Origin of the sequence: Neptunicoccus cionae, from assembly GCF_014643735.1 — a bacterium.
In the GTDB taxonomy this organism is placed as follows: domain Bacteria; phylum Pseudomonadota; class Alphaproteobacteria; order Rhodobacterales; family Rhodobacteraceae; genus Amylibacter; species Amylibacter cionae.
The window spans coordinates 1-22,446 of the sequence record NZ_BMKA01000003.1 but is presented as its reverse complement, the minus strand read 5'-3'; the positions used below and the strand labels follow the sequence as shown (position 1 = coordinate 22,446).

The following is a 22,446-nucleotide window of genomic DNA, read 5'->3' as shown; positions in this document are numbered from 1 at the left end:
CGGCCTTAGTTTTGTTGCGCGGCGGGCAGGGCGGAGTTTCCACCATGGTCCATTGCCCAAGTTGCGTTTGTTTTTATCCCTCCGAGCGGGAAGAAGTGTACCTGCTCGATGTTGAACTCTGGGTTGGCAGCTTTGTGCGCGGCCAGTTCGGACACAATGCCGGTCGGCTCGAACGGCATCAGCAGCTTGGTTACATCCTTAGCCCGTTTCTGCAAGACCTTCAACGAAGGCCCAACGCCGCAAGCAATGGCGAATTTGATCATGGTTTGCAGTTTTGCAGGCCCGGCGATCCCGATATGCACAGGAATATCAACACCTTGCGCCATAAGGTCGTTGGCCCATTCGATCACCGGCTTGCTGTCAAAACAAAACTGCGTCGCCAGCGCCATCTGTGCATCGGTCCGTTCTGCAAACGCCTGTTTCCAGCTGAGCGCTTCATTCACGTTCTTGCGTCCGCCATCAGGATCAATGTCGGTGTTGGGTTCGGGGTGGCCCGCAGTGTGCAGTCGTTTAAACCCTGCCTTGTCAAAAAGTCCGGTTTCAAGCAGCTGCATGGAACAATGGAAATCACCGTAAGGTTTTGCCAGACCGCCCGCCAGAACCAAAGCTTGATCTACGCCGGCTTCCCCTTGATAACGCGCAATCCAGTCCGCAAGCGTGGCCTCGTCCTTGATGATCCGCGCCGGAAAATGCGGCATCGCATCATACCCTTCCGCGCGCAAACGTTTGGCTGTCGCGACCATATCCTCGATCGGGGTGCCTTCAATGTGGGCGATATAGACCCGCGTGCCTTTTGGCAGCAAAGCGCGGAAATCGTCGATCTTCTCGGCGGTTCTTGGCATAACCTCAATGGAATAGCCTTTCAGGAAGGCTTCCATCTCGGGATTGACCTCATCCCGAATGTCGGTTTTCGAACTGAATTTCAAAAGTGCCATGCGCAGTGCTTTCAAAAGGGGCAGGGTCAATCCCAGCCGTCGTTGTTGATCAGGGTTTTGATGCGATCCTTGTCGTATTCAGCATCCAGACGGGCCGCTTCGGCGGTTGCAATCTCGCCTTGCTCTCCGTCTACAGAATAAGGCTCTGCCTTGCGCCACTCCGCCAGATAGCTGTCGGTGTCCTTGGCATCGATCTTCATAGCACAGCGGTCGATGGCCTGTTCAAACCGCTCTGGCAGTTGAACTTTGGCACCGCGACGGCCTTTGCCGACGATGACTTGTGCTGGAATATCGCGCCAGTAAACGATTGTGACGTCAGGCATTTCTTAGAATCCTTATTCTCATGCTTGTTTAAAGCTCTATTGTGTTCACGCCATTATAAGACGGTCGTTTTCGACTGCGACCGTTAATTTAGCGACACGCATGACGTATCGGCACAGAAAAATAACAAACTTGTAAAAGCCCGCTGGTCGCAATAGGTTAAAATTAACAGAATTTGGTGCAAGCTCATGCGAGCCAACAATATGCAACCGCTCCGTAAGAGCGGAAAAACAGGTCAGAATACGAAAGGAACTCCGTCAGCCGACGGGGGTCTTTTTGCTGCGCTGGATTTGGGGACGAACAGTTGCCGGATGCTTATTGCCCGTCCGCAAGGAACTGAATTCGAAGTCGTAGACGCATTCTCCAAACCGGTTCATCTTGGCGCAGGTCTGGCGGAATATGGTACGCTCGCGCCTGCTGCGATCAAACGCACGCTGGGGGCGCTGCGGATTTGCAGCAAGAAACTGCGCCAGCATGGGGTGAAACATTCCCGTCTTGTCGCAACCGAGGCCTGCCGCCGTGCCACCAATGGCACCAGCTTTGTGAACCTTGTGCGCCGCGAAACCGGACTGGACCTTGAAATTATCGACCCGGCTGAAGAGGCACGCCTTGCCGTAGTCAGCTGCGCCCCTCATCTGGGCGAAGATGCCGAACAACTGTTGATCGTTGATATTGGCGGTGGTTCTACCGAACTGGTCTGGCTGGATCTAAGCGGCGTGTCCGCCCGCAACCGCGCCAAGGCACTGGTAGAACTGGACCTGACCAAACGGGGCGGGGGCACGTGTACGCGAACAGCGCGGGTGATGGACTGGAAGTCAGTCCCCCTTGGTGTGGCAACTCTGAAAGACATGTTCCACGATGTAGAAGACGACTGCGCCAAATTTGCGCTGATGTCGTGCTGCTTTGAAGAACAGATCGACGAATTCGTCCCACCAGAAATTGGGGACGGTGCGAATTGCCAGATCATCGGCACCTCCGGCACGGTCACAACTGTGGCGGCATCCCATCTGGGACTGTCCCGCTATGAACGCTGCAAGGTAGATGGTGTGTCCATGTGCCGTCAGGAAATCGACCAGGTTGTTCAGAAATACCTGAACATCGGTCCCGAAGGGCGTCGCAAGGCACCCTGTATCGGCACCGACCGGCATGAACTGATCATGTCCGGCGCTGCCATCCTTCAAGCTATCCTGCGGGTCTGGCCTTCAAGCCGGCTCACCGTGGCGGACCGCGGTCTGCGCGAAGGATTGCTTTACAGTCAAATGAGCGCCGCAGGCGTGCTAGGCGATAGGCCACATTAATTATGTCGAACGAAAAGAAATCATCTGGTCGCGGTCAACGCGACCTTCGCGTGCGCGTTAAAACGGCTAAGGGTCGGCGCTTGTCCTCCAAGCTCTGGCTGGAGCGGCAGCTGAACGATCCTTACGTGCAACAAGCGCAAAAGGACGGCTATCGTGGTCGCGCGGCCTATAAAATCCTCGAACTGGACGACAAGTTCCGCTTTCTCGTTCCCGGCGCGCGTGTGGTCGATCTCGGCTGCGCACCGGGTGGTTGGTGTCAGGTCGCAGCAGAACGCACCAATGCCCATGGTGAACGACGCGGTAAGAAACAGGGCCGCATTGTGGGAATCGACCTGCAAGAGGTCGATCCGGTTCCGGGGTGTGACATCTACGTGCTCGATTTTCTCGAAGAGCAGGCCGATAATAAGGTTAAGGAATGGCTCGGCGGTAAGGCCGACGTGGTGATGTCCGATATGGCTGCCTCCAGCTCGGGCCACAAACAAACGGACCACCTGCGGATCATGGCGCTGTGCGAAGCCGCCGCCTATTTCGCCTTTGACGTGTTAGACGAGGGCGGAACCTTCGTGGCCAAAGTGCTCGCCGGTGGCGCCGAAGGGGAGTTGCAACAAATCCTCAAACAGAAATTCACCAAGGTCGCCCACGTCAAACCACCGGCCAGCCGCTCTGACAGTTCCGAAAAATTTGTCGTCGCAACAGGCTTTCGCGGGTAGAATCAGGCTTCAGTGTTCCAATAATACTCCCCGCGGAGCGTCCCGCAGGGGGTAATCCTCATCCCGCATCAAAGGATTTGCGGGCGTGAAAGATAAACCCGAGGAAGTTCAGCAATATCTGCGCCGCCAGAATTGCCGTACCTCCGGTGTGATCGTAATCGGGCGCCACTTCAACCAGATCAATTCCGGCGATTTCATGGTTTTGCGCCACGATTTGGAGCAGTTCCAACACCTCATAATACAAGAATCCGCCGTGGCTCGGCGTGCCCGTGCCCGGCGCGATTGAAGGATCAAATCCGTCGATGTCGATGGTTACATAGACCCGCGCACCAGCTGGGATTCGTTGGGCCGCTGCCTCTACACCCATCTTGCGGATCTGGCGGACCGACAGAATATCAGCCCCCATCCCCCGCGCCGCATCATACCCTTCCTTCGCGGTAGAGCTGACATTGCGGATACCAAACTGGGACAACCCGCTGACATAGGGCTTCTCTGCCGCGCGCCGCATCGGATTGCCGTGGCCAAAGCGCACCCCGTGCCGTTCATCTACAAAATCCAGATGGGCGTCGATTTGCAGGATGTGGATGTCTTCCTCCCCGTCAAAAGCGTTAATGCAGGGAATGTTGATCGAATGATCGCCCCCGATTGTCACCGGCAGCGCATTGGCCACCAGCGCCTTGCGCACGGCATATTCGATGTTTTCGTGGCTTTGGATCGTGTCCGTGTGGATGATATCCGCATCCCCCATATCCACGATATGCACATCGGGGCCAAGATAGGTCACATCGTCCTCGTGATCATAAGCTCCGGCGTGCCCGAATGCGAATAAGGTCGAGGCTTCGCGCACCGCGCGGGGGCCAAAACGTGCACCAGCACGGAACTGTGCGCCAAAGTCATACGGCGCACCAATAATCGCAACATCCGCGTCCAGCGCGTCCCAATCGGCAAGGTAGTCTTTCTTGCTAAAGGTGGCGATTCCGACGAATGGCAGGTTCAACCGCCCGCTGTTGTACCCGTGATCTGCCATGTCGATGCCCCTTATCGTCGCGAAATCTGAAATCATGGTTGGCCTATGACAGCAATCACTGCAATAAAAAACGTATGGCTTTGTTCAATCACTTCTGGCGCCGGACGCCACCTGCCTTGTTCCCCAGTCTGTTGGGGATGTTTGGTCTGTCACTGGCTTGGCGCGAGGCTGCTCGCGTGTGGGATGTGCCCCAAGGCATCGGAGTGTGGCTGGGCATTGGGGCGACCCTTATTCTGCTGGTCACGCTGAGCAGTTATGTCGCCAAACTCTGCATCCGTCCGGGCGTGCTCTGGGATGACCTGATGATTGACCCTGCGCGAGGGTCGGTTTCTGCAGGCTCCATGTGTGCCATGGCGATGGCTGCGTTTTTGCTTCCCTATACCAGCCTCGGGGCGTTTCTGGTTTGGTGGATGGCGCTCGGGCTGCATCTTGTCTATTTTATTTCGGTGGTGTTGATCCTGCTGCGCCATCACAGCACCTTGTCCCAAGTCACACCTGTGTTCCTGTTGCCAACGGTGGGCGTGTTGGTGGCGACTTTGGCGGGGCCGGAGTTGGGGCATGTGGCGTTCAGTCGTACAATATTGCTGCTGTCTGTACCGCTGTGGGCGGTGATCCTTGGCCTAAGCATTTGGAACGGATCCCGCGCATCGGTTCCCGAACATCATCGCAGCAGTTATGCGGTGTTCTTGGTGCCACCGGCGCTGGTGGCGCTTGGGGTTCATGAGTTGCAGGACGCGCCGTGGTTCGGCGTCTTCTGGATTGCCACGAACATCACAGGACTTGCGTTGGTGCCGCTGATCCCTTGGATGGCGCGGGGGGGATGGTCACCCGATTGGGGGAACTTCTGTTTTCCACTGGCTGCATTCAGTGCGGTTCAGATACTGGCGGTAGAATCTGGGCATGGTCTGTTCGCACAGGTTCTGGCGATAATATCCTTTGGCGCGGGCAGCCTGCTGATCCCCTACATCCTGATCCGCACCTATCAGAACTGGTTCGCCGGAAAGCTGGCCGAGGCAACAAAAGCGGCTGTTGCCTGAGGCCGTTTTCTTTCGTCTCGCGCGTCGCGGGATCAATCGTCAGAAGCGCGGAAGCTTTTGTGACAGCCGCCGCAGGATTTCCCAACGTCGCCCATTGCACCGCGCAGGGAATCCAGATCGTTTCCTGCAACCGAAGCCATGTTTTCAGCCGCAGCAACCAGAGCCTGTCCGTTTTCAGCGATCTTCGGGTACGTGGACCAAATTTCTGGTAGCGCCGCGGTTTTGCCCGGCATTGCAGCATTGTCCGTACCTTCCGGCCACATCGCCATTTGGTTCATGCTGGCCGCTGCCAGAAGGTTGTCCGCCGCAGCCTGCGCAGATTCGGCGTTATACTCCATAGTGCCTTTCGCCATCGCGCCCAACTGTCCCAAGTTGAAAGCATAAAGCTGCATAAGTGACTGACGCGCTTTGATCGCGGCTTCATTTGCCACTGCGGGGCTGAATAGCCCTGCGGACAGAACAAGCGCGGTGGCTGTGGTGGCGAGGATGATTTTCATGTCTGGCTCCCTTAGGTTGACTCCTATGACAGTCTAGCTTGTGCAGAAAAAAAGGATACTCACAAATAATTGAGGGTCAGCTGTGCGAAAATGCACTAGCATGACGAGATGGAAACAGACAACTGGGACGATTACCGCTTTATCCTTGCTGTGGTCGAACACGGATCCCTGAATGCCGCAGCGCGGTCGCTCGGGGTGAACCATGCCACGGTTCTGCGGCGCGTCACCGGCTTTCAAGAACGTCATAACCTCAAGATATTTGATCGCGCCCGCAACGGATACCGGTTGCGTACCGATCAAAGCGGGCTGGTGGACGCGCTTCGTGATTTACGCCGCGCAATGGAGACGACCGAACGCGCCGTGACAGGGCAGGGCGCAGGCGTGCGGGGAGCGGTTCGGATCACTTCGACAGATTCGCTCTGTCAAACTATCCTGCCGGATATGATCGCCGGATTACAGCGCGCACATCCGGAGTTGAAACTGGATGTGCTGGCTTCAAACCTGCCTTTGAACTTTGACCAGCTTGAGGCAGAGGTCACGGTTCGCCCTGCAGACAGCCTGCCCGACGAATTGATCGGAGAGCAAGTGGCGAAAATGGGCTTCGGGGTTTATGGGCATAAAGACCTGACAATCGGGCGTGAGGTTCAAAACTGGCTTGGCGTGACAGGTCCGTTGCTCCGCTCCTGTGCGGGAAAATGGCAGCAATCAAATGTCGACGACGGCTTGATCGTCGGATCTGCGGACAGCTTCATAACGCTTCGCGGGCTCTGTGCTGCCGGACTTGGTCTGGCGGTTCTCCCCCGTTTTCTAACGGCAGATGCGCCGGACCTGCGTTTGATTTCCGGCTTTTTCGACAGGATGGAGACAGCGATCTGGGTTGCAAACCACAAGGATCTGGCTTCCATGCCGCGCATTCAGGCGTGTCGCGAATTTCTAACGGCGCAGGTCAGGGACCGCAGCGCCTTGCTTGCGGGGGATCAATCCTGAATGAAGCGCACTGATCCGATGTAGCCAAGGTTCCGGTTGCGCTGCGCGTAGTCGATTCCATAGCCCACCACAAATTCATCCGGGATTTCAAAACCGGTCCATGTGGCCTTCACATCGACTTCGCGGCGGGATGGTTTGTCAAGCAGGGCGCAGACCTCAAGCCGGGCCGGATTGCGCGATTGCAGCAGGCCGATCACATGTTTCAACGTGTGGCCCGTATCAACGATATCTTCGACCACCAGAATATCGCGCCCTTCAATCTCGCCGCGCAAGTCTTTGAGAATGCGTACTTCTTTGCTTGATTGCATCGAATTGCCGTAAGACGATGTTTCCAGAAAATCCACTTCGCAGGGCAAATCAAGCTCGCGCACCAGATCGGCGATGAACACGAAGCTACCGCGCAGTAAGCCCACAACCACCAGCTTGTCCGTATCGTGGAAATGCTCGGAAATGGTATCGGCCAGCGCCTCGACCCGTGCGGCAATGGATTTTGCCGAAATCAGTTGGTCGATGACGTAATTGTTGTGGTCCATCAGGCGATTCCCCGTTTGATCTGGTTAGGGGGCCAATTTACTTGTCGTGCACAAAATGTCAGTACCCGCGACAAACAATCTTAGTGACCCTGTGGTCGCACCATAATAGAAGTTCGCCCATGCCAAAGCACAGTGAAACCCGCCAGATGCCCTATAGCGCGCAACAGATATATGATCTGATTGCCGATATCGGCTCTTATCCGAAATTCCTGCCGTGGTGCGCCGGTGCGCGGATTCGCAATCGCGAACAGTTGGAAAACACCGAAGTGATCGACGCGGATCTGGTGATTTCTTTTAAAGTGTTCCGCGAACAGTTCGGCAGTCGCGTGACCCTGCATCCCGACGACATGAAGATCGACGTGGAATATATCGACGGCCCGTTTCGCTATCTCAACAACCACTGGTCCTTCAAACAACTTGAAGGCGGCGGGTGCGAGGTGGATTTCTTCGTGGATTTCGAATTCAAATCCGCAATGCTGCAAGCCGTGATTGGTGTGGTCTTCAACGAGGCTATGCGCCGGATCGTGGGCGCATTCGAAAAACGCGCGAAAGAGCTTTACGGCAGCGGAGCAGGGTCCTGAAACCGGCTTAGAAGCGTTGATCCCGCAACGCCGACAGCGCGCAGTTTGTAGCGGCGAGCCGGACCTCTGCACGCCCCAGTGCGCCGAATTCTTTGGTTATCGTGGTGCAGCCGGTTCTGGTGGCCAGTCCGAAACAGACGCGGCCTTCGGGCTTGTGCTCTGATCCGCCGGGACCTGCTATGCCTGTGATGCTGACAGCGATGCCCGCATTGGAATTTGCGAGCGCGCCTTGCGCCATTTCAGCCGCCACCTGTTCGGACACGGCGCCATAAGCTTCCAGTGTTGCCCGCGTCACCCCGATCATCTGCATCTTTGCATCATTCGTGTAGGTGACAAACCCGCGATCCACCACATCCGACGATCCCGCCACAGCGGTCAAACTCGCCGCAACCAGCCCGCCGGTGCAGCTCTCGGCAGTTGCCACCATCTGGCCACGGCCCCGACAGGCCTCCAGCGTTTGGCGGGCAAGGTCTACCGGAAGGGTCATGAGAACCCGCCGTGGGCCAGATAGCCGCCGATGCTGAGCAGAAGTGCGGCGTAGATCCCTGCGAGGATGTCGTCGAACATCACGCCGAACGGGGTGGATTTCCGGTCAGCCCAGCTCACCGGCCAAGGTTTGAGAATATCGAACAGGCGGAACAGGATGAAACCGCCTAGCAACCCCGGCCAAGGCAGGATTGTCACAGCACTGCCGTGGGACCAAAGCACATACGACAGTGGCATCAGCGTCAGCCACTGGCCCGCGACTTCGTCAATTACGATTTCGCCCGGATCGTGGTTTTCCTTGCCACGGGTTTCTACGGTGGTCGCCCACCAACCGACGAAGAACACCACAATAGTGGCGATCAGAAGCAGGGGAAAGCCGCCGAGCGCGTGTAGAATAACTGCGAAAGGCAGTGCCGCAGCCGACCCCCAAGTGCCTGGAACGAAAGGCAAAAGCCCCGAATAGAACCACGTGGCCAGAAATCTTGTCATAGTTTCACCAATGTTGCCGTTGCCTGCGCAGCAATCCCTTCCTTACGCCCCGCAAAGCCGAGCTGTTCAGTCGTGGTTGCCTTCACGCTGATCCTATCTACATCGATACCCGTGATCTCTGCCAGCTTTTGTCGCATGGCCGTGGTGTGAGGACCGATCTTCGGTTCCTCGCAGATGATCGTGCAATCCATATGGGTAATGGTAAAGCCGCGCGCGGCAGTGCGCTCAACCGCTTTGCGCAGGAAAATATCGCTGGCAGCGCCCTTCCATTCGGGTTCGCTTGGCGGGAACCACTGGCCGATATCACCTTCCGCCAAAGCCCCGAAAATCGCATCTGTCAGTGTGTGCATCGCCACATCCGCATCAGAATGCCCGACCAGTCCCTGATCATGGGGGATCGTGACCCCGTTCAGCGTGACATGATCGCCCGGTCCGAATTTGTGAACGTCAAAGCCGTTGCCTGTCCGAATGTCCATTTCTGCCCCCATAAGTTGCTCTGCCAGCGCGAAATCGCCGGGTTGTGTGATTTTGATATTGGTCTGGCTGCCCTCAACAATGCTGACTTCCAGACCGAAGGCCCGTGCGGTTTCTACATCATCGGGCAGATCGTCGTTGGTGGCGTCATGTGCCGCGCGAATATCGCGCAACCGGAACGCCTGCGGGGTCTGCGCCCGCCACAACCCGTCCCGCGACACAGGCGCCTGCGCCACGTCGCTATCCGCCCGCCAAAGCGCATCTACCACAAGCACGGCAAGGAAAGCGGCCCGCTTGTGGTGAAGTGCCTCCAGCAGCGCGTCGATCTTGGCACGTTCCAGCAAGGGGCGGGCACCGTCGTGGATCAGAACATGGCTCCCATTGCAGGCAGCAAGCCCGCGCCGCACACTATCGCTGCGGCTGTCCCCGCCAAAAACAGGCGGTTGCAGCCTTGCATCGGTAATCGGGGCCACCGTGTCACTATAAAGCGTCAGGTCATCGGGGTGAATCACTACCCGCAGATTGGTGATCGCATCACTTGCCAAACAGGCGGAAATGGTGTGGTAGAGCACCGGCTTGCCCCTTAGGGGGCGGTACTGCTTGGGAATACCGCCGCCAGCACGGGTGCCACGACCCGCTGCTACGATCAGGAATTCTGCTGATAAATCTGACAAAACCGCTGTGCCTGTCTGTTGTCTCGCGCCTCTCGCGCATTATCGCTCTCCAATACCCAAAGGGGGCCGCGGTCACAATGGTGAGATTTCTTGCGGTTGCACACTTGCAATCCCCGCCCGAATGCACAAGAAAGAGGCATGACCCAAATTCTGATCGGAAATAAGGCAATATCGCCTCCCGTACTCCTTGCACCGCTGGCCGGAATCACCGATTTGCCCTTCCGCAATCTGGTGAGCCGCTTTGGAGCGGGGCTCGTCGTGTCTGAAATGGTGGCCAGTCAGGAAATGATCGAAAAACGCCCCTCTGCACAGGCGCGCGCGGAACTCGGCTTTCATGCGGCGAATACTTCGGTGCAAATTGCGGGCAAGGACGCCTACTGGATGTCTGAATGCGCAAAGCTTTGTGCAGGCAACGGCGCGCAAATCATTGATATTAACATGGGCTGTCCAGCCAAGAAGGTAACGAACGGGTATTCCGGTTCGGCGCTAATGAAAGATCTTGATCACGCGGTATCGTTGATTGAGGCGGTCATTGAAGCGGTGGATGTGCCGGTCACGTTGAAAACGCGGTTGGGGTGGAACGACGACCTGCTGAATGCCCCCGAACTGGCCGCCCGTGCGGAACAGGCGGGCGTGCAAATGATAACCATTCATGGCCGCACCCGGTGTCAGTTTTACAAAGGCAGTGCGGATTGGGCGGCGATCGCGGGGGTGAAGCAGGCGGTGTCTGTCCCTGTGGTGGCGAATGGCGATATTGTTGATGTTAAATCCGCCCGTCGCGCGATGGAGCTGTCCGGGGCTGACGGCGTGATGGTCGGGCGCGGGGCGCAGGGCCGCCCGTGGATGCCTGCGCTGATCGCGGCTGAAATGTTTGGGGTCAATGCGCCGGACATCCCGCAAGGTGAAGCGTTTATTGACATGATTTCAGAGCATTACGAGGCGATGCTAACCTTTTATGGCGCGGATTTGGGCAACCGCGTCGCCCGCAAACATCTGGGGTGGTATATGGATGTCCTGCCCACATCCGCAGATCTGCGTAAGCAGATTTACACCGAAACCGACAACGACCGTGTGTTGCAGCTGATCCGTCAACTGCCGCTGGGGTTCCGACAAGACGAGGCCGCATGAACCGCGCCGAAGACATGAACTTCGGGCTGCCCCCCGAAAATTTTGAACAGATTTGGGCCAATCTGCCCTTTCCAGCCTTCGTTCTGGATACTGACAACCACCTCCGCCTTAGCAATAGTGCGGGCGAGCAGATGGTTAAGGTTTCGGCAAAAATCCTGCGAAACCGCAGCGTTGAAACTCTTTTCGGAGCGGACTCCGTGATTGCCGAGACCGTGGCGCAGGCGCGGATGAAATCCGGTTCTCTGATGCAGTATAACGTGGATGTCGCGCTGAACGACCTGCATTCAGTACGCTGCAACGTTCACGTGGGACCGGTGGGCAGCGATTCTGACGATTTGCTCCTGATCATCCAGCCCACAGGCGTTGCCCAAAAGATGAGCCGCTCTCTCACCCATATGGCGGCGGCGCGTTCTGTTGTGGCGATGTCAGCCATGCTCGCCCATGAGTTGCGCAACCCTTTGGCCGGTATATCCGGCGCAGCGCAGCTTCTGGCGATGAACGGTTCGGATGAGGACCGCGAGCTGACCGATCTGATCGAGCAGGAAACCAAACGCATTGCAAAACTGATTGATAAGGTTGAACATTTCGGGGATGACCGCCCCACGCAGCGTTCGGCGGTTAACATCCATGACGTGCTGGACCGTGCGGTGCGGGCCGCACAGGCCGGATTTGCAAAACATGTATCGTTTTCAGTGGATTACGACCCGTCCTTGCCAGATGCAGCAGGGGATGCGGATCAGTTGCTACAAGTATTCCAGAACCTGATCAAAAACGCGGCCGAAGCGGTGGATGAAACCCGCGGCAAAATCAAGTTGCGCACGTCTTACAATTCAGGCGTGAAATTCGCCGTGGCTGGCAGGCGCACTGAAACCCTGCCGCTTCAGATTGATATTACTGACAATGGGCACGGAATTGCGGACACACTGATTTCCGAGATTTTCGATCCGTTTGTCACAAGCAAATCTAACGGCAGTGGTCTGGGGCTGCCTTTGGTTTCCAAAATCGTCATGGGACACGGTGGACTGATCGATTGTGACAGTATGCCGGGTCGTACGACCTTTACCCTTCGCCTGCCTGTCTGGCGCACCAAAAAAGGATTTCTCTGATGGATGGCACTGTTCTTGTTGCCGATGACGATCGCACCATACGCACGGTTCTCACGCAGGCTCTGACACGGGCCGGTTGTAAGGTGCGGGCCACTAGCAACACGGCGACCCTTTGGCGCTGGGTTGAAGAAGGCGAAGGCGATGCGGTTGTGTCCGATGTAATGATGCCGGATGGGAACGGGTTGGATCTGCTGCCCGCCATCATGAAACGCCGCCCGAACCTGCCGGTTATCGTGATCTCTGCACAGAACACCGTCGTGACGGCAATTCGCGCATCAGAGGCAGGGGCGTTTGATTACGTGCCTAAACCCTTTGACCTACGGGATCTGCTATCCAAAGTATCCAAGGCGCTGAACAGGCCGGGCCATGCCAACCAGCCGGAAGCGGTCAAAGCGGGCGCTCCTGTCGCGGCGGAACCTGCATTGCCGTTGGTGGGGGGCAGCCCTGCCATGCAAGAGGTGTACCGGATCGTGGCCCGTGTCGTAAACACGGACCTCAATGTGCTGATCCAAGGGGAAAGTGGCACTGGCAAGGATTTGCTGGCACATGCGTTGCATGATTTGGGGAACCGTGCACAGGCAAAATTTGTGCGGATCAATTGCGGCACGGCCACGCCAAGCCAGCTTGACCACGCAGTTTTGAATGAAACAGAGCAGGGCGGGACGGTATACCTTGACGAACTCAGCGAGCTGTCGCCAGACAGCCAGCTGCATTTGCTTGGATTGACGCAATCAGATGCAGTTCAAGCGCAGAGTTTGCGATTTGTGTCTTCAACCAATCGTCCTGTGCTGCCATTGATTAATGAAGGATTGTTCCGAGAGGATCTGTTTTACCGTTTGAACGTGATGCCCATTGTGTTGCCGCCATTGCGGGACCGGATTGAGGATATTTCTGATCTGAGCCAGCATTTCCTGCAAGACTGTGCCGCCAAAGGAATGGCGCGCAAAACATTGACGAAATCCGCAATGGATCAAATGCGTCTGGCCAAATGGCCCGGCAACGTACGTGGATTGCAAAACTTCATCCAACGTCTGGTGATCCTGTGCCCCGAAGACGAAATTTCCAGCGATTTTGTATCAAAGGCCTTGAAAGAAATGGCCGAGCAGGAACAAAGCGGCACGCCTGTGGTAGCGGACCGCCTTTCAACTTCGGTAGAGGCGCATATCAAACGCTACTTTGACCTGCATGGTGATGCGCTGCCGCCCCCCGGACTCTACAACCGTATTCTGCGAGAGGTGGAGCTACCTCTGTTGGCACTTTCGCTTAGCGCGACGCGGGGAAACCAGATCAAAACCGCCGAATTATTAGGGATAAACCGGAATACTTTGCGCAAAAAAATCCGAGAGCTCGATATTCAGGTGACAAGGACCAAGAAGTTGTCGTAAAAGCGCAACAGTAAGTGATGCACTTCTGAAACGGCAGAGCAGTATAATATGCATCTTGGTATTCTTTGGCGGCGTGTGAACGGCTGGCGCAAGAAGCGGCGGGTGCAGACGGTGTTTGCGATTTCGCTGGCGCTTCTCGCCCCGATTCTGGTTTTCACCACCTATTTTGTGCTGCGCGCGACCAACGGATCGGTCTCTAACGACCTGATCCGGTTCGTTCTGCTGTGCGATTTTGTCTATGTGTTGGTTGTTGCCGCGCTGGTCAGTCAGCGAATCCTGCGGATTGTCACCGCGCGCAACAAAAAGACCGCAGGATCGCGTCTGCATATGCGCCTTTCGGGGGTGTTTGCCTTTGTGGCGCTGGTACCAACGGTCATGGTGGCGGTGATCTCGACGATTCTGTTGAACTTCGGCTTTGAAAACTGGTTCTCGACCCGTGTGCAGAACGTAGTGGGGAATTCTCTCGCAGCCGCACAAGCCTATGAAACCGAGCAACGCAATGATCTGGTGGCCGATGCGCAATTGCTGGCACAATTCCTGAACCAACAGCGGCGAATCCTCGGGATTAACGCCGAACAGGAATTGCGCTCCTCGCTGACGCTTGGCCAACAGCGTATTCAACGGGGGTTGAAAGAAGCCTTTGTCATCGACGGGGCCGCCAACCTTAAGGCGCGAGGCGAACGCAGCTATCTGTTTGATTTTGAACCGCCTTCGGACAACAGCCTGAAAGAGGCCGAAGCGGGCAAGACGGTTGTTATTCAGGATTGGGACAACAACGAGTTCCGTGCGCTTGTGCGGCTTAGCACCTATCCGGATCGCTATATCTATGTATCGCGCCGCGTGGATGGGGAAATCCTGAACCTGCTGGATGAAACCAAGGAAACCGTCGCGCTTTACAATCAAGGGGAACAGGAACGGGACCAGCTTCTGTTTGATCTGGCCCTAATTTACATGGCGTTTGCCCTTATCGTGATTCTGGCTGCGATCTGGCTGGGGCTGTGGTTTGCCGAACGTCTCTCACGCCCTGTCGCCCGCCTTGCGGGGGCTGTGGAACGTGTGGGGGAAGGAGATCTGGGTGTGCAGGTGCGCGAAGAAGACGGCGACGACGAAATCGCCATGCTCGGGCAGATTTTCAACCGCATGACCCAGCAGGTCAAACGCCAGCACGACGATCTGATTGAAGCGAACGAGCGTACCGAACGCCGCCGCCGTTTGTTTGATAGCGTGCTGTCCGGCGTGACAGCGGGTGTAATCGGTCTGAACGAACACGGACAGATCGCCATGATGAACACCGCAGCGGCGCGATTGCTGAATCTGGACGTCGACGGCGACGCCAATGCAGAACTGATCCTCGCAGTACCGGAGTTTTCGGGACTGTTCGCAAAACTCGAGGATAAAACCTCCGGTGTTGCGCAGGAAGAGGTCAGACTGACACGAACCGGAAGCCCCGAGATTCTGTTGGTGCGGATGGCCAAACGGGTATCTGAGGATGGAGAACTGGAAGGGTACGTTGTGACGTTCGACGACGTAACGTCGCTCGTTTCCGCCCAGCGCATGGCGGCTTGGGGCGATGTGGCCCGCCGGATCGCCCATGAGATTAAGAACCCGCTCACCCCGATCCAACTGTCCGCCGAGCGGATGAAACGCAAATTCGGTCCGAAACTCGGCGACGAAGGCGCTGACCTTGGGCAGTACGCGGACGTTATTATACGGCAAACCAACGACTTGCGCCGCATTGTTGATGAATTCTCCAAATTCGCACGTATGCCCGAACCAGAACGGCGCGATCAGGATCTGGCCAAACTGATCCGCGATGTGGTGGTGTTGCAGCAGTCAGCATTAAGCCCGACCAAAGTAAATCTTGTTATGGAAGCCGAGAGCATCCAAGCGGTGATTGATGCGACCATGTTTAATCAAGCGATGACAAACCTGATTAAAAACGCAGGTGAAGCCATTGAAGGCATGGAAGAAAAGCCGGAAGACTTTGCGCCGGAGATCCGTGTGATTGTACGCTGTGAGAACGGCTCTACCGAGATTGAAATTCAGGATAACGGCATGGGGTTGCCCGCGGAAAACCGGTCCCGTTTGTTTGAACCCTATGTGACCCACCGCGACAGTGGCACGGGGCTGGGGCTGCCGATTGTGAAGAAGATTATTGAAGAACATGGTGGCACGCTGGAACTGCTTGATGCCCCCGCTTTCGACGGTACGGGTCGGGTGGGTGCAATGGCACGTATCGTTTTGCCATTTGGAAATGAATTTAGTAATGTAACCGAAAATATAAAGGTGGCCTGATCAAAGGTGACCGTCAGGAGTGGTAAAATGGGTGATATTCTCGTCGTTGATGATGAAAAAGATATTCGTGAACTTGTGTCCGACATTCTGGTGGACGAGGGGTATACGACCCGCAAGGCGGCCAATTCGGATGATACGTTCGCCGAAATTAACAAAGACGCGCCGGATCTGATTATTCTGGATATTTGGCTAAAGGACAGCCGGCTGGACGGGATCGACATTCTGAAAACCGTTCGGCGCGACAATCCTGATATTCCTGTGGTGATTATTTCGGGCCACGGCAACATTGAAATCGCGGTGGCTGCGGTGAAGCAGGGTGCGTATGACTTTATCGAAAAGCCCTTTAATATCGACCAGTTAATGGTGGTAATCGCGCGGGCGATGGAAACATCGCGGTTGCGCCGTGAAAACGCACAACTGAAGGTGAAGGACGTAACGTCTTCGGTGATGGTGGGCAATTCCACGGCCTTCCGTAATTTGCAGAGCCAGCTTGATAAGGTGACCAAAACCAACGGGCGCGTGATGCTGACGGGGCCATCGGGCTGCGGTAAAGAAGTGGCCGCGCGGTATATCCACTCCAAATCGGATCGCGCAAAAGCGCCGTTTGTTTCGGTCAATTCTGCCAGTATCGAACCGGATCGTATGGAAGAGGTGTTGTTCGGGCGCGAAGGCAGTGAACGCGGGTTTGAGCCGGGTCTCTTGGAGCAGGCCCACGGTGGCATCGTGTTCTTTGATGAGGTGGCGGATATGCCCCTTGGAACGCAGTCTAAAATCCTGCGGGTTCTGGTTGAGCAATCCTTCACGCGTGTAGGTGGCTCGGACAAAGTGCGCGTGGACATTCGCGTGCTGTCGGCCACGAACCGCGACCTGACACAGGAGATCGCCGCAGGACGTTTTCGCGAAGAACTGTTTCACCGCTTGAACGTGGTGCCGATCAACGTTCCCTCGCTTGAGGCACGGCGCGAAGATATTGCGCTGCTCGCCCAGCATTTCATGGAAGAATTGAACGCAGCGCAGGGCCTGCCTGTGCGTCCCTTAGGCGAAGAAACCGAAGCTTTGTTGCAAACCATGACTTGGCCCGGAAATGTGCGCCAGTTGCGTAATGTGATCGAGCGGGTGTTGATCCTTGGCCCTGACAAAGGCGAGATCGAACCGTCTGAAATCCCCGGAAACGAAAGCGGTAACAGCGGTGAAGGGGCAGGGCTGTCCAACACCTATGCCATGTTGCCCCTACGTGAAGCCCGCGAGATGTTTGAACGGGAATATCTGATGGCACAGATCAACCGGTTCGGCGGTAACATTTCGCGCACCGCGAATTTCGTCGGGATGGAGCGCAGTGCGTTGCACCGCAAGCTGAAAACCTTGAATGTTGTGACCACAAACAAGGCCGGAACCCGCATCGCCGAAATAGAAGAAGACTCGGTAGAGCCCCTTGGCGATTGACGCAGCCGCCCAAACTGGTAGCACAGGCTCATAGCGACAGGAGCCTGACATGAAGGTTATCGTATGTGGTGCAGGACAGGTCGGCTGGCAGATTGCCCGCCACCTTGCAGCCGAAAACAATGAAGTCACCATCGTGGACAACAATCCGGCCCTTGTGAATCAGGCCACGGATTCCCTTGATGTTTCCGGTATCGCCGGATTTGCCAGCTATCCCGACATTCTGCGCCGCGCCGGTGCGCGGGATGCGGACATGATTATCGCCGCCACACACTCGGACGAGGTCAACATGGTCACATGTCAGGTGGCCCATTCGGTCTTTTCGATCCCGCGCAAGATTGCGCGTCTTCGGGCGCAGTCCTATCTTGATGTGATCTACACGGATCTGTACCAGCGGGACCACCTGCCGATCGACGTCGTGATCTCGCCGGAAAAAGAAGTGGCAGCCGCCGCTTTGCGCCAATTGGCCGCTCCGTCCACCTTTGACAGCGAGCCGTTCCTGATGGGGCAGGTAGAGATGCTTGGCATTACGCTCGATGAAGATTGCGCCGTGGTGAACACACCGCTGCGCCAATTGTCAGAGCTTTTCTCTACCCTTCGCGCACTGGTCTGTGGTGTCCGTCGGGACAACAGACTGTTCACCGCGACACCTGACGACCAATTGTTTGTCGGCGACCAAATCTATTTGTTCACCCACAAGGACGACGTGGGCCGCGCCTTGGAAATCTTCGGCAAGACCACGAAGAAACGGGAACGGGTCATCATCATAGGCGGTGGCAATGTTGGTCTTGCGGTGGCGAGCGAGCTTGAGAAACGATCAGACAGGGTCCGTGCCAAGGTCATCGAAAAGTCGCGCCCTGTGGCCGAACGGGCAGCGGAGGCGCTGGAACGCACGATTGTGCTCCACGGTGACGGGCTTGATATGGATATGCTGATGGAGGCTAATCTGGACAAAGCCGATGCGCTGCTGGCGGTGACGGACGATGATAAAACCAACCTTCTGACAGCCACCCGCGCAAAAGCCGAAGGCTGCCCCCAAGTTGTGGCTTTGGTTAATGACAACGGACTGGCCCCCCTGATGCGTCCGCTAAATATTGACGCCTTCATCCACCCCCGCGCGACCACCGTATCGTCGATCCTGCGCCATATCCGTCATGGACGCGTGCGGCAGGTCTACTCCATCGGCGATGCCGAAGCCGAGGTGATCGAAGCACAAGTGATGTCCACTTCGCCGATTTCAGGGAGCGCCATACGCGATATTAACATACCCGAGGGCGCGATCATTGCGGCGATCCAAAAGGGCGACAAGGTAATCCGGCCAAACGGGGATACCCGTGTCGAGGACGGCGATATTGTTGTGATCTTCTCTCTTGCACGCCACATCGAAAATGTAGAGCGGCTTTTGCAAGTGCGGATCGACTTCTTTTAGCGCGATGGCTTGGCTGCGCTCCCTTCCATTGTTCGTCCAACTGCTCGGCTTTGCGGTTGCGATGATGTATCTGCCGATGGTCTTTGCGATCCGGCTGGAAGATTGGGATGTAGCGCGCACATTCTTTTATTATACCACCTTCCTGCTTATTCTGTTGGGGCTTGTTGGAATTGCCGTCACAGGATATTCGGCCCCGAATACGGCGCGGAATTATCTGGTGACGGTCTTTGCCTCGTTTCTGACGATTCCCGCACTGCTTGCCTTGCCGTTCAATTATCTTGTCACCTCGATTACCTATTTTCAGGCCTATTTCGAGATGCTCAGCAGTTTGACAACGACGGGCGCAACGCTGTTTGACGATCCGACAATCGTGCCCGCACCGCTGCATTTGATGCGGGCGATTGTGGGCTGGGTCGGCGGATTTTTCATCCTCGTGGTCGCGATGGCGATTTTTGCGCCCCTTAACATCGGCGGGTTTGAGATTTTCGCCGCAGGGCAGGGCACGCAGAAATCCAGCAACCAGATCGCGAGTGCAGATGCGAAACAGCGCCTCGCCCGTTACGCCGAGCAGATATTTCCGATTTACCTTGCCGTGACCGCTCTGCTGACCCTGACCCTTCTGGTAGCGGGGGATCGAACGTTGGTGGCTGTCTCTCATGCCATGTCGATCGTTTCGACCAGCGGTATTTCTCCGGTTGGCGGGTTGGAAGGGGCGTCCAGCGGCTATGCGGGTGAGGTTCTGATGTTCCTCTTCCTGTTCTTTGCAGTTTCCCGCCACTCGTTCTTTTTTGCCAGCGACCGCGAGTTTTTTCAGAACATCAAGCTGGACAAAGAGATCAACCTGACACTGGCCTGTCTTATAATCATTCCGTTCCTGTTGTTCCTGCGCCACTGGACAGCCGCCTATGAGGTGTCTGCAGGGGCCGAGGTGCCCAGTGTTCTTGCTGCAATCTGGGGCGCGGTGTTTATGGTCATGTCTTTCCTGACGACCACCGGCTTTGAAAGTGCCGCTTGGGAGGGTGCGCGGAACTGGTCGGGGCTTGGCACAACCGGTCTGATCCTGATGAGCCTGTCTGTCATGGGCGGCGGCATCGCCACCACAGCAGGCGGGGTGAAATTGCTGCGGGTCTATGCGCTTTACAAACACAGCCAGCGGGAAATCCAACGCCTGAACCACCCCAATTCAATTGCCGGTTCCTCCCGAAGGGTTCGACTGATCCGCCGCGAAGGGGCGCAGATCGCATGGATCTTTTTGATGCTGTTTGTATTGTCGCTCGGCCTGACGGCGCTGGCGCTTTCGGCCACGGGGATCGGCTTTGCCGATAGCTTGTTGTTTGCAACGGCAGGCATGTCAAACACCGGCCCTCTGGCCCATGCCGCGGGCGAGAGCTTTACCGGTTACGCCAATATTTCAGACCTTGGCAAACTGATCTTATGTGTGGCCATGATCCTTGGCCGGTTGGAGGCTTTGGCCGTCATTGCCGTGCTGAACCCCAACTACTGGCGATAAATTACCACAACTGACCAAAAAGCGAAATTTTCTGCTGGTCAAACCCCGCATTTGTCTCTTAGTCTCGCTCGGAACGAAAACAATATCCCGCGCCAATCAATGCGGGGCATAAAACTGAAAGCTGACAAAAATGGCTGGCGACAAACAAAACCTGCAGGACGCATTCCTTAACAATGTTCGTAAACAGAAAGTATCGGTCACGATTTTTCTGATCAACGGTGTCAAACTTCAGGGGATGATCACCTGGTTTGATAACTTCTGTGTTCTGTTGCGTCGCGACGGCCAAAGCCAGCTTGTCTATAAACACGCCATTTCGACCATCATGCCAGCCCAAGCTGTGCAGTTGTACGACGGCGAGGAAAGCTGATCCTTGGAACGCGCCTGCGTCCTTCACCCCGATATCGCCAATCAGGAAACACGCCGCGCGCCAGAGCATGCTCTGGCAGAGGCCGTGTCTCTGGCCCATGCCCTGAAACTGGATGTGGCCTACGGCGAAGTCGTTAACCTGCGCAAACCGCAGGCCGGTTTGCTGTTCGGTAAAGGGAAGCTCGAAGAGCTGGATCAACGGATCAAGGCCGAAGAGGTCACTCTCGTTATCATCGACGGTCCGGTCACACCGATCCAGCAACGCAATCTTGAACGGCACTGGAAGGTGAAAGTGCTGGATCGCACCGGCCTGATCCTCGAGATTTTCTCGGATCGCGCCGCCACCCGCGAAGGCGTGCTGCAAGTCGACCTTGCCGCGCTCAGCTACTCCAAGACGCGGCTGGTCCGCGCATGGACCCACCTTGAACGCCAGCGCGGTGGTTTGGGGTTTGTCGGTGGTGCCGGTGAAACCCAGATTGAATCCGACCGCCGTGCCATTGACGATGCGATTGTCCGGCTGAAGAAACAGCTGTCCAAAGTCGTCAAAACCCGCGAGCTGCACCGCGCCGCCCGTGCCAAGGTGCCTTATCCGATTGTTGCTCTGGTGGGCTATACCAACGCGGGCAAATCAACGCTGTTCAACAAACTGACCGGCGCGGATGTGATGGCAAAAGACATGCTGTTCGCCACTCTTGACCCGACAATGCGGGAAATCGAGCTGCCCGAGGGCCGCAAGATCATCCTTTCTGACACGGTTGGTTTTATTTCGGAACTGCCAACCCAACTGGTCGCCGCTTTCCGTGCGACGCTGGAAGAGGTTCTGGATGCCGATCTGATCCTTCATGTGCGCGACATTGCCCATCCCGAAACCGAGGCGCAGGCGGAAGATGTCACCGACATCCTCGCCGATCTCGGTGTCACCCAAAGCGCCAGCGATACCATGATCGAGGTCTGGAACAAGGTGGACCTGCTCCCCCCCGAGGCCTATGAAACCGCCCGCAACACGGCTGAACGATCCGAGAATATAGAGATCCTGTCGGCTGTAACGGGGCAGGGCATCGACACACTTCTCGACAGCGTTGCCAAAGCGCTCGACGATCCCAAAACCACCCAAACCTTGCGTCTGGCCTTCTCCGAAGGCGCCCGCCGCGCGTGGTTGTTTGAACAAAACGTCATCGACAAAGAAGACCTGTGGGATCAGGGGTATGAAATCACCGTAACATGGACCGCCAAACAAGCCGCTCAATTCGAAAAGTACGGTAGCTAAAAGCACACCCTTACTTCAATGTTCCCCAAATACTCCCGCCGGAGGGGTATATCCTTCGTATCAAGCGCTCTGAGATTTAAATCGTGCTTTAATAAGAGTGCGGTAGCGTCTCAGCGCGGTCCGGGATTTCCCGGGCAGTGCCATCTGCGTTTGTAGATATTTCGGAGGTACCCTTATGGCAAAATCCAATTTCTTTACAGTCGCACAGTTAAAGTCCCTGTCGCCTGGCAAACATTTCGACGGACAGGGCTTATGGTTGTTTAAGAGGAAAGACGGCAGGCACAATGGACCTTCCGGTTTTCACTGTTCGGTCGACAACGCGAGATGGGGCTTGGCTCCTATCCCCTCCTGTCTCTCGCAGAAGCCCGGAAAGCGGCCCATGATGTGCGGCGGATTGTGGCGAACGGCGATGATCCAATCAAGATCAAGCAACGGCAGAGAAACCATGCAAGCGCACAGGAAGGTCGGTTT

Annotated in this window: 22 protein-coding genes and 1 pseudogene; 15 read left to right on the top strand and 8 right to left on the bottom strand. The window is 56.3% G+C overall.

Annotated elements, in window-relative coordinates:
• Positions 1 to 5: 5 nt before the first annotated feature.
• Entirely contained in the window at positions 6 to 935 is a 930-nt protein-coding gene (locus tag IEX10_RS10925; RefSeq protein ID WP_188674850.1) for a methylenetetrahydrofolate reductase, read from the bottom strand.
• A gap of 26 nt (positions 936 to 961) precedes the next feature.
• Positions 962 to 1,258, bottom strand: a complete 297-nt coding sequence (locus tag IEX10_RS10920; RefSeq protein WP_188674847.1) for a virulence factor — start codon at positions 1,256 to 1,258, stop codon at positions 962 to 964.
• A 201-nt stretch (positions 1,259 to 1,459) separates the two neighbouring features.
• Between IEX10_RS10920 and IEX10_RS10915 the strand changes: the two genes are divergently transcribed.
• Positions 1,460 to 2,554, top strand: coding sequence for a Ppx/GppA phosphatase family protein (locus IEX10_RS10915; RefSeq protein WP_373287468.1), 1,095 nt, complete (start codon positions 1,460 to 1,462; stop codon positions 2,552 to 2,554).
• Between the two features lie 2 nt (positions 2,555 to 2,556).
• Positions 2,557 to 3,264, top strand: coding sequence for an RlmE family RNA methyltransferase (locus IEX10_RS10910; protein ID WP_188674841.1), 708 nt, complete (start codon positions 2,557 to 2,559; stop codon positions 3,262 to 3,264).
• Between the two features lie 58 nt (positions 3,265 to 3,322).
• On the opposite strand, the gene speB is transcribed toward IEX10_RS10910, so the two are convergent.
• Positions 3,323 to 4,291: an agmatinase gene (speB, locus tag IEX10_RS10905; protein WP_188674838.1), complete on the bottom strand. Its 969-nt coding sequence runs from the start codon at positions 4,289 to 4,291 to the stop codon at positions 3,323 to 3,325.
• Between the two features lie 74 nt (positions 4,292 to 4,365).
• Here speB and IEX10_RS10900 point away from each other — a divergent pair, with 74 nt between their 5' ends.
• On the top strand, positions 4,366 to 5,328 hold the full coding sequence (locus IEX10_RS10900; RefSeq protein ID WP_188674836.1) for a TDT family transporter: 963 nt from the start codon (positions 4,366 to 4,368) through the stop codon (positions 5,326 to 5,328).
• Positions 5,329 to 5,360: 32 nt separating this feature from the next.
• Here IEX10_RS10900 and IEX10_RS10895 read toward each other — a convergent pair whose 3' ends face one another.
• Complete coding sequence (locus tag IEX10_RS10895; protein WP_188674834.1) at positions 5,361 to 5,825, bottom strand: c-type cytochrome; 465 nt, start codon at positions 5,823 to 5,825, stop codon at positions 5,361 to 5,363.
• Between the two features lie 108 nt (positions 5,826 to 5,933).
• Here IEX10_RS10895 and IEX10_RS10890 point away from each other — a divergent pair, with 108 nt between their 5' ends.
• Positions 5,934 to 6,812: a LysR family transcriptional regulator gene (locus IEX10_RS10890; protein ID WP_188674831.1), complete on the top strand. Its 879-nt coding sequence runs from the start codon at positions 5,934 to 5,936 to the stop codon at positions 6,810 to 6,812.
• On the opposite strand, the gene hpt is transcribed toward IEX10_RS10890, so the two are convergent.
• Positions 6,803 to 7,345: a hypoxanthine phosphoribosyltransferase gene (gene hpt / locus IEX10_RS10885; RefSeq protein ID WP_188674828.1), complete on the bottom strand. Its 543-nt coding sequence runs from the start codon at positions 7,343 to 7,345 to the stop codon at positions 6,803 to 6,805. The two genes, IEX10_RS10890 and hpt, sit on opposite strands and share 10 nt — an antisense overlap.
• 119 nt (positions 7,346 to 7,464) lie before the next feature.
• Here hpt and IEX10_RS10880 point away from each other — a divergent pair, with 119 nt between their 5' ends.
• Complete coding sequence (locus IEX10_RS10880) at positions 7,465 to 7,926, top strand: type II toxin-antitoxin system RatA family toxin (protein ID WP_188674825.1); 462 nt, start codon at positions 7,465 to 7,467, stop codon at positions 7,924 to 7,926.
• 7 nt (positions 7,927 to 7,933) lie between these two features.
• On the opposite strand, the gene IEX10_RS10875 is transcribed toward IEX10_RS10880, so the two are convergent.
• The 3 genes from IEX10_RS10875 to IEX10_RS10865 are packed head-to-tail and all read right to left on the bottom strand — an operon-like array spanning position 7,934 to position 10,049.
• The gene (locus IEX10_RS10875; RefSeq protein WP_188674823.1) at positions 7,934 to 8,413 is read right to left on the bottom strand and encodes a CinA family protein; all 480 of its coding nucleotides are present in this window, start codon (positions 8,411 to 8,413) and stop codon (positions 7,934 to 7,936) included.
• The gene (locus IEX10_RS10870) at positions 8,410 to 8,901 is read right to left on the bottom strand and encodes a phosphatidylglycerophosphatase A family protein (RefSeq protein ID WP_188674819.1); all 492 of its coding nucleotides are present in this window, start codon (positions 8,899 to 8,901) and stop codon (positions 8,410 to 8,412) included. The genes IEX10_RS10875 and IEX10_RS10870 overlap by 4 nt, the downstream gene beginning before the upstream one ends.
• A complete protein-coding gene (locus IEX10_RS10865; protein WP_229678528.1) occupies positions 8,898 to 10,049 on the bottom strand; it encodes a bifunctional 2-C-methyl-D-erythritol 4-phosphate cytidylyltransferase/2-C-methyl-D-erythritol 2,4-cyclodiphosphate synthase in 1,152 nt (383 codons plus the stop codon). The genes IEX10_RS10870 and IEX10_RS10865 overlap by 4 nt, the downstream gene beginning before the upstream one ends.
• Positions 10,050 to 10,187: 138 nt before the next feature.
• Here IEX10_RS10865 and dusB point away from each other — a divergent pair, with 138 nt between their 5' ends.
• From dusB to IEX10_RS20195, 10 genes and pseudogenes are all read left to right on the top strand, one after another.
• Positions 10,188 to 11,177, top strand: coding sequence for a tRNA dihydrouridine synthase DusB (gene dusB / locus IEX10_RS10860; protein ID WP_188674816.1), 990 nt, complete (start codon positions 10,188 to 10,190; stop codon positions 11,175 to 11,177).
• The gene (locus IEX10_RS10855; RefSeq protein ID WP_188674813.1) at positions 11,174 to 12,283 is read left to right on the top strand and encodes a two-component system sensor histidine kinase NtrB; all 1,110 of its coding nucleotides are present in this window, start codon (positions 11,174 to 11,176) and stop codon (positions 12,281 to 12,283) included. Before dusB ends, IEX10_RS10855 begins: the two co-directional genes overlap by 4 nt.
• Positions 12,283 to 13,668 carry a sigma 54-interacting transcriptional regulator gene (locus tag IEX10_RS10850; protein ID WP_188674810.1) on the top strand — a complete coding sequence of 462 codons (1,386 nt, stop codon included), beginning with the start codon at positions 12,283 to 12,285 and terminating at the stop codon, positions 13,666 to 13,668. The genes IEX10_RS10855 and IEX10_RS10850 overlap by 1 nt, the downstream gene beginning before the upstream one ends.
• Positions 13,669 to 13,716: 48 nt before the next feature.
• On the top strand, positions 13,717 to 15,963 hold the full coding sequence (locus IEX10_RS10845; protein WP_188674807.1) for a sensor histidine kinase NtrY-like: 2,247 nt from the start codon (positions 13,717 to 13,719) through the stop codon (positions 15,961 to 15,963).
• A 27-nt stretch (positions 15,964 to 15,990) separates the two neighbouring features.
• Complete coding sequence (gene ntrX / locus IEX10_RS10840) at positions 15,991 to 17,406, top strand: nitrogen assimilation response regulator NtrX (RefSeq protein ID WP_188674804.1); 1,416 nt, start codon at positions 15,991 to 15,993, stop codon at positions 17,404 to 17,406.
• Positions 17,407 to 17,455: 49 nt separating this feature from the next.
• On the top strand, positions 17,456 to 18,832 hold the full coding sequence (gene trkA / locus IEX10_RS10835) for a Trk system potassium transporter TrkA (protein WP_188674801.1): 1,377 nt from the start codon (positions 17,456 to 17,458) through the stop codon (positions 18,830 to 18,832).
• A gap of 4 nt (positions 18,833 to 18,836) precedes the next feature.
• Positions 18,837 to 20,342 carry a TrkH family potassium uptake protein gene (locus IEX10_RS10830; RefSeq protein ID WP_188674798.1) on the top strand — a complete coding sequence of 502 codons (1,506 nt, stop codon included), beginning with the start codon at positions 18,837 to 18,839 and terminating at the stop codon, positions 20,340 to 20,342.
• Between the two features lie 130 nt (positions 20,343 to 20,472).
• Complete coding sequence (hfq, locus tag IEX10_RS10825) at positions 20,473 to 20,709, top strand: RNA chaperone Hfq (protein WP_069299985.1); 237 nt, start codon at positions 20,473 to 20,475, stop codon at positions 20,707 to 20,709.
• A gap of 3 nt (positions 20,710 to 20,712) precedes the next feature.
• Positions 20,713 to 21,975 (top strand): GTPase HflX, encoded by a 1,263-nt coding sequence (gene hflX, locus IEX10_RS10820; protein ID WP_188674795.1) that lies wholly within the window; start codon positions 20,713 to 20,715, stop codon positions 21,973 to 21,975.
• Between the two features lie 291 nt (positions 21,976 to 22,266).
• A pseudogene (locus IEX10_RS20195) lies at positions 22,267 to 22,446 on the top strand (Arm DNA-binding domain-containing protein); the annotation flags it as partial.